Genomic DNA, 16,901 nt, shown 5'->3' with positions numbered 1-16,901 from the left:
TCTTTCGCCGCCTCGCATATTTATCTACAGCGTTGCTGCCCGTTGCACCTGATTAATTGAGGCCTTCAGTCGCAGCCCCCGAGGCCGCCGATCACACCTCAGCGCCTAGCGCAATGGAAAGCCTGTCATGACGCAAACACCACCCTCTTTGGATTTCAACCTTTCAACGCCGAGTCCTGTACCGATGACGCCCAGCGATACCTGGGCTGGCGCGTCCGCAGCGCTGAAAAGGCTCGACGAACTGCGCACCCTGCTGGCCAGGGAGCTGGACGCGCTGCCCCGGGCTGGCGAAGCCCTGCTGAGCGCCCTCGACGGCGCTGACGTGTCCGAACGCGAGTTGCAGATCTTCGGCCTGTTGCAACAGATCGACGACTACTGGACGGACCCGGGCGAAACCGGTGAAAGCCGCCGTGATCGCCTCTTGCCCGCCTTGCAAAGGTCCCTGCATGACGAAGCTCGCGTCAGGATTCACGAGCGCGATTTCGACAGTGGCTACCTGGCCTGCCTGCCCGACTCGCCCGATCAGGAAGGCCCGGCGCTCGCCTATTCGACGGTGCGGGTGCAGTTGCATGATGACGAACAGATTGAAATGGCCGGCGTGCTGGTGATTTCCCAGGATCAGGGGCGCACGTTATTGATGCTGCCAGGGCTCGGGATCAGCGGTTTTGCCACGCAGGCCATGCTGGTCGCAACCCTTGTGCAGTGGCTCAACACGCCAACGCTGCGCGATGCGCTGCTCAGCAACGCGCAACGACAGCATCAGGAGCGTTTGACCGAGATACTCCAGGACGCCGACCTGTACCTGGAACCCTTCACGGCTGCCGACGTGCAATTGCAGCCCGTTGTTACCACGGCACCGTTCATTCACGCCTTCGACCGGTTGCTGAACAAGCAGCGCAACGACATCCGTTACGCCTGCGAACAGCCCGGCACGGCGGATCGGCTCAAGCGTCAATCGCTGATCCAGCAGGCCATCGACATGCCTGGCCTGTTCGGCCCGGCTGCCATGCTCGAGCTGCGTGAACTGACCAACAGACGACGTCAGTACCAGCGTAACCTGCCGGAGTGGATGAAGATCGCCAGCGCGGCTGACCTGCAGACCTATGCCCTGCACCTGCAACGCTACGACGCGGCGCATACTGCGATGCTGAGTGTATTGGGCAGCGCGGCGTCGCCGGAGCGGTTTGCCGAAATGCAGTTGCGCACCCGCCTGGCCAATGACCTGGGCCATGATCTGGACCCGCGGGACTTGACCATCGACACCCGCCGCACGCTGCCAGCGACGAGTGAGACCTACCGCGTGAAGCTGCCGCTGACCGAACTGGCGCTCTATGGCCTGCATCCGGATGACGAGACAGCGGGCTCGGACTTCCTCGACCAGACGCTCATCACCCTCGATGGCCAGCCGCTGGACGCCGCCTATTCGGACTTGAACCCGGCCTACCTTGCCAGAGTGATTGACGAACTCGACCTGCGCGCGGTGTTTGGCGATTTTCAACGCCAGGCCTATCAACAGGAACACAACCAACAGATGCTGCGGGCACTGGCGCGTGTCCGACTGACCACGCTCGGCTGGGCGGCGAAGATGCAGGGGCATATCCGGCCCGATGACTTTGCCATTGTCGCAGCGCTGACCAGCGCGGCGACGGGTACGCCTGATCCCGCGCTGCGCGTGCAGCAGATCAGGCTGAACGACCGCAACGTGATGGCCAGACTGCTGGTGTGTCGCAAGCAGGATGCTCAAGGCCGGACGCAACGGCTGATCATGTTCGCCAGCGAGGCGCCCGGGCAGCAGTATTTCAAGGCCTTCGACACCGACACCCAACTGCTGCATGAGGTGGTCGGCTGGACCGCATCGCCCGCAATGACGGCCTGGCTGCTTGATCAGGTAGAGGTCGCTGCCCGCCCGGAACTGGACGCGCAACTGACGGCGCTGCGCGAGAAACCCCAGCCCGCAAAGGACTTCCTGCAATTCATCGATCACCCCGACTGCGAGACGGCACTGCGCCGTTTTACCGACGAGCAGACCCGCGTATTGCTCTCCGAACAGGCCCGCCATACCCCGGACTGGTACCTGCGCGCCAGCCGCGCCCAGCGTCGGGAATTACTGGCCCTTGAACGCGCCATCAATGGCGCCCTCGACAACTATCAGGCCCAGGCGCACACCGGGGTTCAGTCGTTCAAGGACTACGTACACCAGCGTGCCAGCCAGCAGCTCGGCAAACTGCTGGGCGTCCCCGCAGGCACGGTAGACCCCGATCAGATCGTGATCACCAGCGAGCGCGAAACGCAGACCTACACCGACATGCTGCTCAAAGGCTACAACGACAGCATCGACCCCTTGAGCACTTCGGCAGCCACCGACGCCACGTTCAGCGGCCCGCCGGGGATCGACCTGAGCGCGCTGTCACCCGCTGCTGTCGCAGGTTCGGTACGCGGCCAGTGGCTGGCGGACGAGTACATTGCGCTGATCAGAAACACCCTGCTGAACAGCGAAAACGATGGCTACGCCTACCGTCGCCAATACAGCGTGATGATCACCCAACTGCAGATGAAGGCGGCTGCACTGCGCAGCCTGCTGAAAGGTCATGTCGAGGCCGCGCAGTATGCCTGGCTCACGCAATCGCTGGATAACGCGCACCTGAGCGACCCAGCGTCACGCGAGCGATATCCCCTTTACCCCCTGCAAATACATGTGGATAAACCCCTGATCGCCTCGGGACTGACCGATGTCGATCAACTGGTTATCCCCAGCCCGCTGCTGACCCACATCGAAACCGTTCAGGGCTGCCTGGTCATCCTGCCGACACAGATCCGTCACGCCGCGCTGCTCTATACGCCGCAGGCACCTGACGGTATCGAATTCCGTCTGTTCAGCGACTTCGTGAGCTCGCTGGATAGTGACGGGATGATCGATTACTACAAGGATCGCTGCCGCATCAAGGCACGCCGGACCCTGTCGTTCTTCCTGCGGGACATGCAGAAGGGCAACGCCAACAAGCCTCCGGTCATCCCCAGGGCATTCATTGCAGACGTTGCCGATACCTGTTTCAACCGGCCGCTGGAGCGCAGGCTGCGTGACGTGGAAGAAACCACCACCGGCCGTAACGACATGCTGACGAAGCTGATCCGGGTCAGTGTCGAAATCGTTGCCACGGCCCTGACCCTGCCCTTCCCGCCGGCAAGCTTTGCGGTGGGCAGCCTGATTTCATTGCATGACAGCGGGCAGGCACTGGCAGCGCTGAGCGCAGGCGACCGGGAGCGCGCCACGAACTACATGCTGTCGGCCCTGCTCAACGGCCTCGGTGCAGGCAGCGATTTGCTGGTGGGTCTGAAAGGACTTGGCGGCGCGTTGCACCAGCTTGAGAACAGTCAGCATTCGACCCCGGTACTGCGCTCGTTCCAGCGCCAGCCTTCCCTGCCGCGTTACGAGGATCTGTACCCGGTAGAGCTGCAAGAGCAAGTATTTCTGCTCGGCAAGCCCAACGTTCATGGGCATGCTGCGATTTTCCAGGCGTCCCATGTCGCCTCGGCACCGCCGCTGGCAACCGGCCAGTTCGCTGCGCGCGAGATCGGAGGCGCCTGGCAGCCGCTGCTCCCGTTGCCCCCGACTGCACAGCGCGCGCCATCAGGTTTGCGCATCGATCTGGCCGTCGACATCTCTCTGGAGAACGTGCCACGTATCGCCGAGGGTCACGCAAAAGGCGTGCATGCGATCAATGGAAAATACTATATCCAGCTCTCAGACCAGGCCTTTGAGGTTCAGTACGACGCCTACTGGCAGTACTGGCAGATCATCGACCCGGCCAATCCGTTCGCCTTCTTCGGCAAACAGCCGGTTCGCCTGAATGATCAGGGCCAGTGGCTGCTTGTCGAACGGCAGCGCCTGCGCGGCGGCGGGCTGGACACTCCGGGCACTTATCGACCGCTACCTGAGCAAGCCAGCGCAAGCTCAAGCTCGCTGAATACCTTGAGCGACTATGAGATGCCGAGCGGCATGCGCGCGCACCTGGACATCGTCATCAACAAGGAAGTCTTCGACCCGACCGGCGCAGGCCTGGACGTCTATTTCGAAACGTATTTCACCGAGGTGCGCCAGACCTTCACGGCGCGTCGGGAACAACTCTATCAGGACGCCCAGGCCTTTTTTGCCCGATTCACGCCTCCACCCAGGCCGACCCTGCCCGCCTATGGCCTGCCCGGCAGCGTCGACACGCTCATCAAGCACATCTTCAGTCACAGTAACGGACTGGTGTTCAGCGAAGCCCCGAAATCGGTGGCCAGCAAGCGTCTGCTGCTGCTCAACATGCCCTTGCTCGCAGAGCAGCGTGTCGAGGTGCTGTACATCGAGCACCTGCTGACCGACAAACACCTGCGCAAGCTGGCCAGGTATCGCCAACTGGGCAAAAAGAGTCGCTCCGGCTCTCATGAACTCAAGTATTACCTGCAAGAGACCAATCGCGGCGCCCTGAACAACGCCAGCAGCGAATTCGATTACTACCACCTGATCAAGGCAGCCCACCGTTACGGGATCGAGGTGCGCCCGTTCAGTTCGTCGATCAGCTATCCGTTTCTCGGCCATACAGTGCTGAGCGCTGCCGATGACCCGGCAGCCGCCATGAAAATGAGCAACTTCTTCGGGCACAGGCTCATCAACCACGACATCGAGCCGGCCTCTGCCAGGCGTTGGGTAGCGCTGCTCGACCAGAAGCTGGCCACGACGCACGATCAAGTGCCCGGCATCGCTGAAATGCAGGGCGCCGTCAGTGTGCAGGTCCAGGACATCCCCGCCGGACGTCCGACCCGCATCAGGCAAGGCGCTGGTGAGGCACATGAAAACACGCCGTCTCACTGCGACTTCAGCATAGCGTTTGCCGACCCGACGCTGCCCGCCAGGCCGCTGCCCCCTGCCACTGCTCTGGATAACACGTTGATCCGCGAGCTGGGCGACCCGACCGCGATTGCCGAGGGTGAGCGCTGGGCGGGCGAGTACGGGTTCGTCCTTGACGAAAACCATACCTGGCTGCGCGTGGAAGCCGATGACTGGAGCGTTGACAGGTCGATGACGGCCATCCAGCAATCGCTGACCGATGCTACCTACGAAATGCCGCCGGATACCAGAACCACGCTGCATCGCCTGGCGAACTTCGAAAAGAAGGGGCTCGATATGGAGTATTTTTTTGAAGACATCGAACTCGACACTGTGCGCAATACGTTCGACCTGCGGCGCAAGAATCTGCAAAAGGACGCCGCCAGCATCAGTGCCGCGCAACTGCCGCCTCGCCCGACATTGCCAGCCATTGAACCCCAGACAAGCACTGCCGGGCTGCTTGAAACCCTGTATCGCCATACCGAAGGCCTCGTCATTGGCGAGTCACACTCTTCGGTCGCCAGCAAAAAGCTGATCATCGACAACCTGCCGTTGCTGTCGCAGCAGAACGTCAAAACGCTGTACATGGAGCACCTGCTGAGCGATCTGCATCAGGCGGACCTGGATCGTTTCCTCGAAACCGGGCAGATGAGCAAAACCCTGCTGCATGACCTGAAAACCCTGGACCGCGGGCATCACACCGACCCGGACGGGGTCTACACCTTCGAGCGGCTGATCATCAAGGCGCGGCAGCAGGGCCTGGAGATTCGTGCCATCGATTGCGCAGGCAGTTACCACCTCAAAGGCATCGCCGAGGATGAGTCCCTGATCCGCCAGCAAATGATGAATTACTTTGCCTCACGCACGATCCGCAGGCATCAGGAGGTGATGGGCTCGCACAAGTGGATCGCGCTGGTCGGCAACAGCCATTCCAACACCTACCAGGGCGTCGTGCCGGGCATGGCCGAACTGGAAGGCGGGATCGGCCTGCGGGTCGTCGATGTGGCACCGGGGCATTCGAGGGGAATAACGCTGGATCCGGGGGAGCTCGTCTCGGGCGGCATAGCGGATGACAAGGTCTACATCAAAGCTGATTATCGGGTGGAGATGGAGGTGCTGCGTCCACAGCCGGTCAGGCTGCCGAGCATCGAAAACCGCCTTTCCAGGCCGGGAATGTTTCTGGTGCAGGAGGGTGAAGGCAACCTGCCAACCATCATTCATCGCGCACGCGACACCTGGGTTCACCACACACCGGTGCTGCGCAATGAAGAGGGCAAGCTGTACATCGAGCGTCTGCGCTGGCCGCGCATCCACCTCAAACCCTTCGACGACATCGATGCACTGGTGGCAGCACTCGAAGCGATGAACCTCAAACGCATCACCTGAGCATTGGCGCGAGAGTCAGCCACTACCGATGATCGTTCCCATGCTCCGCGTGGGAATGCCTTTCGTGACGCTCTGCGTCACCCAGAGGACGCGGAGCGTCCGGAACGGCATGCCAACGCGGAGCATTGGCACGATAATCCACGAGAATCAGCCACTACGGATGAGCGCTCCGCGCTGGCACGAGGGTCAGCCGGGCTCAGTCTGTCACAAGCTTCGGCAAGCGCTGTTCCAGCAACTGGTGCAGCGCGCTGTGCGCGGGCCAGTTACGCATGAAGCGGGCCCGGTCACGGGCGTAGGCCGCCGCGAATGACGATTGCGAACTGTGCTGCTGCATGGCGTCCAGGTCGATCATCGCCCAGCGATCGACGTGCCAGAACAGGTTATGCCCCTTGAAATCGCCATGGCTGATGCGCGCCTGGATAAGCTGCACAAAAAGCCGATCCAGCGCCTGCAGTTCGACCTCTGGCGCATCACCGCTTTCAACATAGGGGGCGAAGCGTTCGATGATGTCCGGCCCATCGATGAATTCGGTCACCAGCCAGGCCTTGCTGCGCAAGCCGAGAAAGCGCTTTTCCTGCACGGCCAGCGGTTTGGGTGTGGCGATACCGAGGAACTTCAGCCGATTGCCTTCGCGCCACGAATGCCAGGCTCGGCTGGGGCGCCAGAAGCGCTTGAGCCAGTGGCTGAAATTCTTGATGTTGTAGCGCTTGATGACCAGCGGACGACCACTGACCTCAACCCGCCCGACACTCGCAGCGCCCCCGGTCTTGTACAGATGCCCCTGGTCGAGCAAGGCATCCGCCTGACTCAGCACCGGCAGCATTGCGGATTCTTCCTCGCGACGAATGGCGCGGAACACCGAAGCGCTGTCCTCGACGCTGAACAGACTGCAGTCGCGCACGGTCTTGCTCATGAAGTCCTTGAGCCGCCAGCTGCGAACCTTGTCAATCTGCTTTTGCAGCGCTTCCATCGGCAAACCATGTTCGGCATTGCTCAACAGGTAATGCACCAGCAGCTCTTCAGTAAACGGTTCGAAAGACCTGGGCAACTGGGCAAAGAACACGCCGAGGTTTTCCAGCACCTTTTGCCGGGACAACGGCGTACCGGCCTGTTCAGCACGAATCCCGGCGCCATCGATCAGGTACAGCTGCCCGTTGTGGCGCAGCAGGTTGTCCAGGTGCAGGTCTTCCTGCCACAGGCCTTTTGCGTGCTGCCGGGCAATGGCCGATAGCGCCTCGCCAAGCACCGCTTGCTGCTCGTCTGCCAGCGGTGGCAGGTGCTGAACGGCGTTCCAGGCATCGCCCAGGCTTGGCGCCTGTTCGAGAAACTCGAACAACAGCCAGCCACCCTCGCCGTCCTGTAAACCGTCGGCCAGCAGCAGCGGTGTGGTCAGGCCCTGTTCGGCAAGCAGCCTGACCCCAACCAGCTCACGCTGAAAGTGTCGGGCCGCCTTGTCGCCCACCAGCAGTTTTGCCAGCACCGTTCGGCCTCGCCAGACACCGGCCCCGACATAGCGCTGCCCCGGCAATACACGCAGCAGGGTCAGCAATTGCAGTTCAGCCGATCCGGCAGCATCGGCCAGCGTCAGGCTCATCGGCAACTCGAGGGTACGGCCGGCGGTCTTGAGTTCAGACAGGCGCATCAACGGGTCTCTTTATCATCGCTGTGTTGAAGGTCTCGTTTGTGAGCGCCGCGTTTGCCAAGGCGCGCACTCCAGGCGTCGACCAGCAGGCTGTTTGGCGTGGCGTGCAGATAAGCCGCCAGCAGCTCGCGCCGATCGGCCTCATTCCACATCGGCGCGCGGCGCAGCAGCGGTTCGAGGTCGCGGGCAAGGTCACGCTTGCCAAAAATCACCGGGCGGGTCTTTTCCAGGTCGATCAGTTGCGCCTGATACCCGGTACCGGCTGCCTGAAGAAAAATATGTTTGGGGTAGAAGCAGCCATGTACCTGTCCGGCGCGGTGCAGCGTGCGCGCCAGCTGGCCGCAGGCGTGCAGTATTGCCTGACGCTGAGGGGCCTCCATCTGGTTCCACTGCTGCAACAGCTCGTCAAGATCGGTCCAGCCGTCCAGCGCACGCGTCATCAGGATCGCCCGGCGTTCGCCGTCGACCTTGCGCTCGCCATAGAACACCGCCTGCAACGCCGGAATCCCCAGCTTGCGATAGCGACTGATGTTACGAAACTCGCGCGAAAACGACGGTTCGCCAAACGGGTGATGCAACGTGTGCGTCAGGTAATTGCTCTGACGCTTGAGGTAAAAACCCTGCCCGTCCAGGTCGAGGCGGAACACACTGCTCCAGCCGCCGCGCCCGGTATTGGGTTCGTCGACCGCATCAAGCCTGATGTTCCAAAGCGATTCAAAATCAGCCAGGTTGTGACGCGCCAGTAAAGGCTGGTCGGCACTGGCAATAAAAACGCTCATTCACGGCCCTCGAAAAAGCTGACGATATGTCGAATACGTTTCTTGTCGGAGGCGTTCAAACGCGTTCGCTGGCGGTATTGCAGGTAGAAGCGCAGGCGCTGGGTGGCTGACAAATGATACTTGGCGACCTTGTCCAGGCAGGCCAGATCCTTGGTGATCCGATAGCGCAGCATGAAGCTCCACCAGAATGCACCATTGGGGCAATCGATGAAAAACAGCTTGCCCTCGTTATCGACCAACAGGTTGCGCCATTTCAAATCGTTATGCGTGAAATGGTTGTCGTGCATGATCCGGGTAAAGGCAGCCAATTGGCGACTGACTGCATCGACCCAGTGGCGGTCGGCCAGTCGCGGATCCTTGCGTTGCGCCAGTGCCGACAAGTCTTCAGTGTTCGGCAAGCCTCGCGTGATCAGTGCGCCGCGATCATACGCCGCGCCGTTGCGCTCCAGCCCCCAGGCCACGACTTCTGCGGTGGGAATGCCCCATTTGGCAAAGCGCTTGAGGTTCTGCCATTCGGACTTGACCCTCGGCTTGCCCATATAGCGACGCAGGCCCTTGCCCGCGCCCACGTAGCGTTTGACGTAGTAGTAAACCCCGGCGCGCTCGACGCGAATGACGTCGGACAGCGGGTCGCGGGTCAACTGCTGTCCCTGCAGGGCAAATACGGCATCCAGGCTACCGAATTCCTGTTCCAGGAACGCGTACTCGGGCTCGAGCTTCCAGCCCGCCATCAGAGAGCGTCTCCGTAGCGCACTTTGCGCTGATACAACTTGTCGGCTTTTTTATCCAGCCAGGTCAGCAACGTCGCTTCCTTGAGCAGGATTTCGCGCAACGGCTTCTGGAAATAACCCTTGAGAAAACGCAGTTTGTCGCGGCGGGTCAGGCCGATGTCCAGCGCGGAGAAATACAGCGCGGCCAGGTCCTTGTTGCGCCAGCGCGGCGTGATCGCACGGCGGGTCTGGGCACGGTGCAGGTCGATGACCGACAGTTTGAAATCGTCAGCGGTCACTGGCTTGTCGGTGTGCAGCAGAAAATGGCAGATGTAGCAGTCGCGATGATTGACGCCTGCGCGGTGCATCATGCCGACCATGCGGGCGACTTCGGCAATGAAGGCTCTTTTCAGACGCGGCTCGGGCGGCTCGCTGCGCCAGTTGAGGCTGATGTCTTCAAGGCTGATGGTCGGTGCCAGTTCTTCAGTGACGATGAACGAGTGCTGCGCGGCAGGGTTGCTGCCACGCTCACCATAGGCCACGGCGGTCATGGTCGAGACGCCGACTTCATGCAGACGCTCGATGGCGTCCCATTCCTTGCCCGCGCCCAGAACCGGCAGCTTGGCGGTTGCCAGGTTCTTGGCGATCTCGCCCCAGCCAATGCCGCGGTGAATCTTGACGAAGTAACCGCGCCCGTCGACCTCGGTGCGCAGCGTGCGGCGCCCTTCCAGTTCGCGGTAGACCTCACCGCTCAGGCCTTCGACCTCGACGAACGCATCGCGCTCCGCCCACAGGCTCTTGAACGGCTCAGCAAGGAACAGCTTCATCAATAGTGCTCCGCCAGAATCACATCCGCAGCGTGTTGCGGCATGCTGTAAAGGTCTGCCGTGTCGGCAAAGGTCAGGCCGTTGCGCGACCACGCGCTGCGTGCGGCGTTGTCCAGAAGCATCTCCGACAGGTAGCGATTGAGCTGCGCCTGATCGAACGGCTCATCCAGCACCCGCCCGCAATCGGCCTCGGCAATATAGTGAGCGTAACCACAGACCGCGCTGACCAGGACCGGCAAACCGGCAACCAGCGCTTCGAGCAGCACGGTCCCGGTGTTTTCGTTGTAGGCCGGATGAATCAGCAGGTCGGAGCCCAGCAGAAAACGCGGAATATCGCTGCGCCCTTTCATAAAGGTCACCTGATCACCCAGGCCGAGCGCCGCGCTCTGCAGTTGGAATACTTTGGGGTCGTCCTGACCGATTACAAAAAGCCGCGTGCGCTTCTTCAGTTCGGCGGGCAGAGCCGCGAGCGCCTTGAGGCTGCGATCCACGCCCTTGGTCTTGAAACCGGAGCCGATCTGCACCAATAACAGGTCATCGTCGGCAAGGCCGAATTCCTTGCGAAAGCCCGCGCGGATCTCAGGGGCATCCGGCGGCGCGCGGCGATCCTGGGAAATCCCCGGCGGCAGCAAATGGAAGCGCGACGGCGGGGTGTCGTAATGCTTGATGAACAGCGGCTGCTGCACTTCGGAGATCATCAACACCTGGGTTTTCGAGTCCCTGGCAAACACTGCGCGCTCGTAGTCGGCAAAGTGGCGGTAACGGCCCCACTTGCGATAGAGCGGGCTGCGCAGGTTCTGCGCCTTGTCCTCGAAGCAGCCGTCGGCGGCGTAATACACATCCAGACCGGGCATCTTGTTGAAACCGATCAGGCGGTCTACCGGGCGCTTGGCCAGGTCCGCCTCCATCCAGGCGCTGAGCTTTTCGTTGCGCCGATGATTGAAGAACGCCTTGACCGGCGCCACCAGCACCTCGAAACCGGGCGGCACATCGCCTTCCCAGATCAGGGTGTAAACGCGGATCTGATGACCGCGCTGCTGACACTCCAGCGCGATGCGCATGAAGTCGCGTTGCAGGCCACCGAACGGGAAGTATTTGTAGAGTACAAAAGCCAGTTGCATCAGCCAGGTTCCTTTGCCAGCAACAGCGTGCCCAATTGGCTCGCTACTCGCTCGGGATTCAAGCGAGTGAAGCACATCGGCCACTCGCGCTTAAGGTCGAACCGGCGCTGATCGTCGGCGCTCGGTTGGTACGTGCATTTCTTTTGCAGGCATGGCGTGCAGCCCGGGTAGTCGCTGGCCAGATGCACCTGCGACTTGCCGTAGGCTCCGGTCAGGCCCGGATTGGTCGGGCCGAACAGGGAAATGGTCGGCACATCCAGTGCCGCGGCCAGGTGCCCGATGCCGGTGTCTACCGCGACGCACGCCTGCGCGCTGGCCAGCACCCGCGCAACCCCTGCCAGATTGAGCTTGGGCAGCACGTGCGCGCCGCTCAGCCCCTCGGCAATGCGCTCGGCGCGGGCCTTCTCTGCCGGATTGCCCCACGGCAACTGCACCTGCAGACCACGCGCTGCCATCAATTCGGCCAGTTGCCGCCAGTACAGCTCGGGCCAGTGCTTGGTGTCCCAGGTCGTACCATGCAGGAACAGCACGAACGGGGCCTGCAAACTGTCATCCAGCGTCGCCAGCGGCTTGAGACCGTAATCGCCCATGCCGGACGGCTGTGGATAGCCCAGTGCCTGAGCGAACAACTGACGCAGCCGCTCGACCGCATGCTGCCCGCGTGCCACTGGAAAAGCGCGATCGTAAAAGCGACTGGCGACCGGCTCGCGTGCCGAATCGCGGTCCAGGCCGGCCACCGGTGCCTCGACATAGCGTGTCAGCCAGGCACTTTTGAACAGGCCCTGCGCATCAATCACCAGATCATAACGCTGTTCGCGCACCTGCTGCTTGAAGCGCCGCCATTCGCCGGACCTGAAGGTCTGCCAGAGGTGCTTGCGCCAGCGGCGGATCGCCACCGGGATGACCCTGTCGACCGCCGGATGCCAGGCGGGAATTTCCGCGAAGCCTTCCTCGACCACCCAGTCGAAGCGAATACCGGGCAGCGCGCGCGCCGCGTCGGTCAGCGCGGGCAAGGCATGGATCACATCACCCAGTGAAGACGTCTTGATCAGCAGTACCCGCAAAATCAGGCAACCTCCACCGGCGTGCTACTCAGACGGCTCAGCGCCTGAGTCACCGCGTCCGGCTCAAGCAGACGCATGCAGTTGTAATGGCCGAAACGGCAGGTGCGCTCAAAGCACGGGCTGCACTCGATGCCCAGTCGCACCACCTCCACTGCGTCGGCCAGCGGCGGCGTGAAGCCCGGCGAGGTCGAGCCGTAGACAGCCACCAGCGGCCGGTTCAGCGCTGCGGCCACATGCATCAGGCCGGAATCGTTGGAGACCACCGCGTCGGCGCACGACAGCAAGTCAATGGCTTCGGCCAGCGAGGTCTCGCCACTTAGGTTGACGGACTCCTCGCGCAGGCCGGGAATCAGCTCCTGGCGAATGCTCTCACCGACCGGATGATCCTTTTTCGAGCCAAACAGCCAGACCTGCCAGCCTTCGCGGATGCTCGCGTCGGCAACCTGTGCGTAATGTTCGGCAGGCCAGCGCTTGGACTCGCCGAACTCCGCGCCGGGGCACAGCGCCAGTACTGGGCGATCCAGCGTGAGGCCGAATTTGCTCAGTGCGGCATCGCGCGTGGCCGGGTCGATGCGCAGGCTCGGCCGCGGGTAAGGACGCGGCAACTCGGCGCCCTTGTCGAAGGCCAGGGCCATGAAACGTTCGATCATCAGCGGGTAGCGCTGCTTGTCGAGGATGCGCACGTCGTTGAGCAGGCCGTAGCGAAACTCGCCGCGCCAGCCGGTACGTTTCGGGATACCGGCGAAAAACGGCACCAGCGCGGATTTCAGCGAATTGGGCAGCAGGATAGCCTGATCGTATTGGCCAGCCAGGGACTTGCCGATCCGGCGACGGGTCGCCAGTTCCAAGGCACCGTGCCCCAGCGGAAAACTCAGCGCAGCGCGAACCTGCGGCATGCGCTCCAGTATCGGACGGCTCCATTCAGGGGCCAGCACGTCGATTTCGCACTCGGGATGACGCTGTTTCAGACACTGGAACAGCGTTTGTGCCATCACCATGTCACCGACCCAGCTAGGCCCAACGATCAGAATTTTCATGTTCTATCCAAAAACGACCAGAAACGATCAGGGAGGCCGATCAGACTGCGTGACGTTCCCACACAACCTGTCGCCTCCCTGTCATAGCTTTATAGAGTGTTGCAGCGGAATGTGGCGTTGCCGTGAGGCTCAGCTCAACCCCATCTGCGTCCAGATCCGCATCACCTCACGCCGCTGGGCATGAAACTGATCGCCGCTGACCACGCCCGCCTGCTTCTGCAAGGCCTGGCGATGTGCCGCCGAGCGATACGCCTTATAGGCTTCGCGCAACAGGCCGGCATCCGTATCCGGCAGCAGCCCGGCCTCTTCCAGCCCTTCGAGAATCCGGATGTTGTCGGTGTATTGCAGCAGCGCGGGATGCTCTCTGGACCACGCCAAGGCGGCGTATTGCACCATAAATTCGATATCGACGATACCTCCGGCGTCCTGCTTGAGGTCGAATGGCACCGCCGCCTCGAAGGCATTGGCCGCCCTGCCGGCCGCTGTCACGCGGGTCCCGAGGTTGTCACGCATCTTGGCGCGCATTTCGCTGACTTCGGCGCGCAGCTTGTCCAGATCGCGTTCGCGCCCCAGCACATCGGCACGGACTTTCTCGAATTGCTCGCCAACATCCCGGCTGCCGGTCATCACCCGCGCCCGGACCAGTGCCTGATGCTCCCAGGTCCAGGCTTCATTGGCCTGATAACGGGCGAAAGCGCCCAGAGAGCTGACCAGCAGGCCGGACGCCCCCGAAGGCCGCAGGCGCATGTCGACCTCATACAGCTGACCGGAGTTGGTTTGCGTGGTCAGCAAATGGATCACCCGCTGCCCCAGCCGGGTGAAGAACTGCGCGGTGTCGATCGGTTTGGCACCGTCGGTCTCGGCTTCCAGATCGCCATCATGAATGAACACCAGATCCAGATCGGAGCCGTGCCCCAGTTCGATGCCGCCGACCTTGCCGTAGCCGACGATCACGAAGCCCGGATCGCACAACGAGCCATCCGGGCGTAACGGCGTACCGTGGCGGGCCACGCTGTAGCGCCAGGCCAGCGCGAGCACCTGATCGAGAATCGCCTCGGCCAGCCAGGTCAGGTAATCACTGACTTTCATCAATGGCAGGCTGCCGGATATCTCGGATGCCGCGACCCGCAGGCTGTGCGCCAGCTTGAAATGCCGCAGGGCTTCCATCTGTTGCTCGAGATCGTCCTCGGGGATACGAATCAGCCGTTCGCGCAGCTCGGCGGCGAGTTCCGGGGCCAGCGGCGGATTGAACAGGCGTCCCTCGTTAAGCAATTCATCGAGCAGCAACGGGAAACGCGCGATCTGTTCGGCAATCCACGGGCTGGCGGCGCACAGGGTCAATAGTTGCCGCAGTGCGTCGGGGTTTTCCGTGAGCAGCACCAGGTACGCCGAGCGCCGGGCGACGGCTTCTACCAGCGGCAGCACGCGTTCCAGGACCAGGTCGGGCTTCTCATGCTCCACCGCCTGAGCCAGCAGACGGGGGATGAACGCGTCCAGCCGCTCACGGCTCAGACGCTGCATCGAACGCAGGTTGGGGCTGCTGCGCAGGTTGGCCAGATTTTTCAGCGCCCTCTCGGCATCGACGAAGCCGGCCTGCAACAGTTGGCGACCTGCGGCTTCTTCGTCCTGGGACTCTTCCCACAACGGCAGCCATTCGCCTCCAACCACCACTTCGCCATCTTCATCTTGCTCGTCATCCGGATCGGCGTCGGGGTCAGCAATGACCTGGCGGAAATGCCAGGCCACACGGCCACGCCAGTACATCAGCCGTTCATGAAAGGCAGCCCAGTCAGCGAAGCCCATGATCAAGGCAACACGCGCCTGATCCTGTTCGTTGTCCGGGAGCATCTGCGTCTGACGGTCGGCAATCGCCTGAATGGCATGCTCGGTGTAGCGCAGAAACTCGTAGCCCTCGCGCAACTCTTCGGTCACCGCCGAGGGCAGATAGCCCTGCCCCTCAAGGGTTTTCAGCACTTTGAACAGCGGTCGCTGCTGCAGACTCAGGTCGCGGCCGCCGTGAATCAGTTGAAAGGCCTGGGCGATGAACTCCACCTCGCGAATGCCGCCGGCACCCAGCTTGATGTTTTCCGCCATGCCCTTGCGCTTCACTTCCTGCTGAATGAGCTGCTTCATGGTGCGCAGCGCTTCGATGGCCGAGAAGTCCAGATAGCGGCGATACACGAACGGACGCAGCATCGCCAGCAATTCGGCACCGGCCGCCTGATCGCCCCCGACCACGCGCGCCTTGATCATCGCGTAACGTTCCCAGTCGCGACCCTGGTCCTGGTAATACTGCTCCAGCGCATTGAAGCTGAGCACCAGTGCCCCGGACGAACCGTAGGGGCGCAGACGCATGTCGACCCGGAACACGAACCCGTCGACGGTCACCGGGTCGAGCGCCTTGATCAGCCGCTGGCCCAGACGAATGAAAAACTCCTGATTGTCCAGCGCACGCTTGGTACCGACGGTTTCGCCGCCCTCCGGGTAGCCGAAGATCAGGTCTATGTCGGAGGACAGGTTCAGTTCCACCGCGCCAAGCTTGCCCATGCCCAGGATGACCATGTGCTGCGGCTGCCCGGAATGACGACCGGTCGGGGTGCCGAATTGCTGGCAATGCCGGGCGTACAACCATTGGTAAGCCAGATCGATCGACGCATCGGCCATGTCCGACAGGTCACGGCAGGTTTCGATCAGGTTTGCCTGACGGCTCAGGTCGCGCCAGATAATCCGTACTTGCTGGCGTGCGCGCTGTCGACGTAGATTACGCCCCAGTTCATCCTCGCTGGCGACGCTCGACAGCGCGTCGGCAAGCTGACCGCGCAATTGGCCGGCAGAGAAGCTACGCTCCAGCTCGCCCGAATCGGCCAGCTGCAGCAGCATCTGCGGATCACGGCAGACTTGTTCGGTTACAAAATCACTGGCGGCGCAGACCCGGTCGAAGGCTGCCTGTCGCGCCTCGGGCCAGGCCTGGAAAGAAGCCAGCGCGTCCTCGGAGAGGGCAGTCAGCGCAGCCTGAAACATCTGGCGGGCGCGGCTGATCGATGGCAGCAGAATGGCCGGAAATTCGGCCAGTAAAGGTAGGCTCATGGTCTATCCTTGATCGGCGTGCAGACGCCCGTCCGTCGTTACGGCGAGACGCGTCTGCCAGCACCGCTTGTCGAACAAAGGTTATAAATTGCTGGAAAAATCAAATTAGAAGCATAAAAATCCGCTTTTTCCCTGCAAGATATTCAATAGCGATCAACAGTAACGTTTTAAGCTACACGCCAACAGGAGCGATTGAGTCGCTTCTCTGTAGTTTTACTACTGGGTCCGATACTCGGAGGGCTGAAATCGTCGTCGATTTGTAGTAAAACTACACGCCGCCGGATCCCACCCTCCGGAAATCCAAGAATTTATGTCGTCTGCCCACAAGGCCAGTCGCAAACTCAGGCAACCGATTCTGGAAGCCTTTCCGCCCTGGAG

9 protein-coding genes are annotated in these 16,901 nt (G+C 61.9%); 1 reads left to right on the top strand and 8 read right to left on the bottom strand.

Features of this window, described 5'->3' with window-relative positions; all coding sequences use genetic code 11:
* The first annotated feature begins 127 nt into the window (after positions 1–127).
* Entirely contained in the window at positions 128–6,256 is a 6,129-nt protein-coding gene (locus KUIN1_RS02875; RefSeq protein ID WP_152091819.1) for a membrane-targeted effector domain-containing toxin, read from the top strand.
* A 196-nt stretch (positions 6,257–6,452) separates the two neighbouring features.
* On the opposite strand, the gene KUIN1_RS02865 is transcribed toward KUIN1_RS02875, so the two are convergent.
* The 8 genes from KUIN1_RS02865 to glnE all read right to left on the bottom strand — a co-directional run bounded on the left by KUIN1_RS02865 (position 6,453) and on the right by glnE (position 16,523).
* On the bottom strand, positions 6,453–7,898 hold the full coding sequence (locus tag KUIN1_RS02865) for a lipopolysaccharide kinase InaA family protein (RefSeq protein WP_152091817.1): 1,446 nt from the start codon (positions 7,896–7,898) through the stop codon (positions 6,453–6,455).
* Complete coding sequence (locus KUIN1_RS02860; protein WP_011266464.1) at positions 7,898–8,677, bottom strand: lipopolysaccharide kinase InaA family protein; 780 nt, start codon at positions 8,675–8,677, stop codon at positions 7,898–7,900. The genes KUIN1_RS02865 and KUIN1_RS02860 overlap by 1 nt, the downstream gene beginning before the upstream one ends.
* Positions 8,674–9,408 (bottom strand): lipopolysaccharide kinase InaA family protein, encoded by a 735-nt coding sequence (locus tag KUIN1_RS02855; protein WP_011266463.1) that lies wholly within the window; start codon positions 9,406–9,408, stop codon positions 8,674–8,676. Before KUIN1_RS02855 ends, KUIN1_RS02860 begins: the two co-directional genes overlap by 4 nt.
* Positions 9,408–10,214, bottom strand: a complete 807-nt coding sequence (gene rfaP, locus KUIN1_RS02850) for a lipopolysaccharide core heptose(I) kinase RfaP (protein ID WP_152091816.1) — start codon at positions 10,212–10,214, stop codon at positions 9,408–9,410. The genes KUIN1_RS02855 and rfaP overlap by 1 nt, the downstream gene beginning before the upstream one ends.
* A complete protein-coding gene (locus KUIN1_RS02845; protein WP_104652617.1) occupies positions 10,214–11,335 on the bottom strand; it encodes a glycosyltransferase family 4 protein in 1,122 nt (373 codons plus the stop codon). Before KUIN1_RS02845 ends, rfaP begins: the two co-directional genes overlap by 1 nt.
* Entirely contained in the window at positions 11,335–12,399 is a 1,065-nt protein-coding gene (gene waaC / locus KUIN1_RS02840; protein WP_116886844.1) for a lipopolysaccharide heptosyltransferase I, read from the bottom strand. Before waaC ends, KUIN1_RS02845 begins: the two co-directional genes overlap by 1 nt.
* Positions 12,400–12,401: 2 nt before the next feature.
* Entirely contained in the window at positions 12,402–13,436 is a 1,035-nt protein-coding gene (waaF, locus tag KUIN1_RS02835; RefSeq protein WP_058398808.1) for a lipopolysaccharide heptosyltransferase II, read from the bottom strand.
* A 129-nt stretch (positions 13,437–13,565) separates the two neighbouring features.
* Positions 13,566–16,523, bottom strand: coding sequence for a bifunctional [glutamate--ammonia ligase]-adenylyl-L-tyrosine phosphorylase/[glutamate--ammonia-ligase] adenylyltransferase (glnE, locus tag KUIN1_RS02830; protein WP_116886845.1), 2,958 nt, complete (start codon positions 16,521–16,523; stop codon positions 13,566–13,568).
* Between the last annotated feature and the right edge of the window lie 378 nt (positions 16,524–16,901).

The sequence above is a fragment of the Pseudomonas sp. KUIN-1 genome (assembly GCF_009176725.1).
GTDB classification, from domain to species: domain Bacteria; phylum Pseudomonadota; class Gammaproteobacteria; order Pseudomonadales; family Pseudomonadaceae; genus Aquipseudomonas; species Aquipseudomonas fragariae.
Note: the sequence above shows the minus strand (reverse complement) of the source record. Positions and strands in the feature narration are given on the sequence as shown.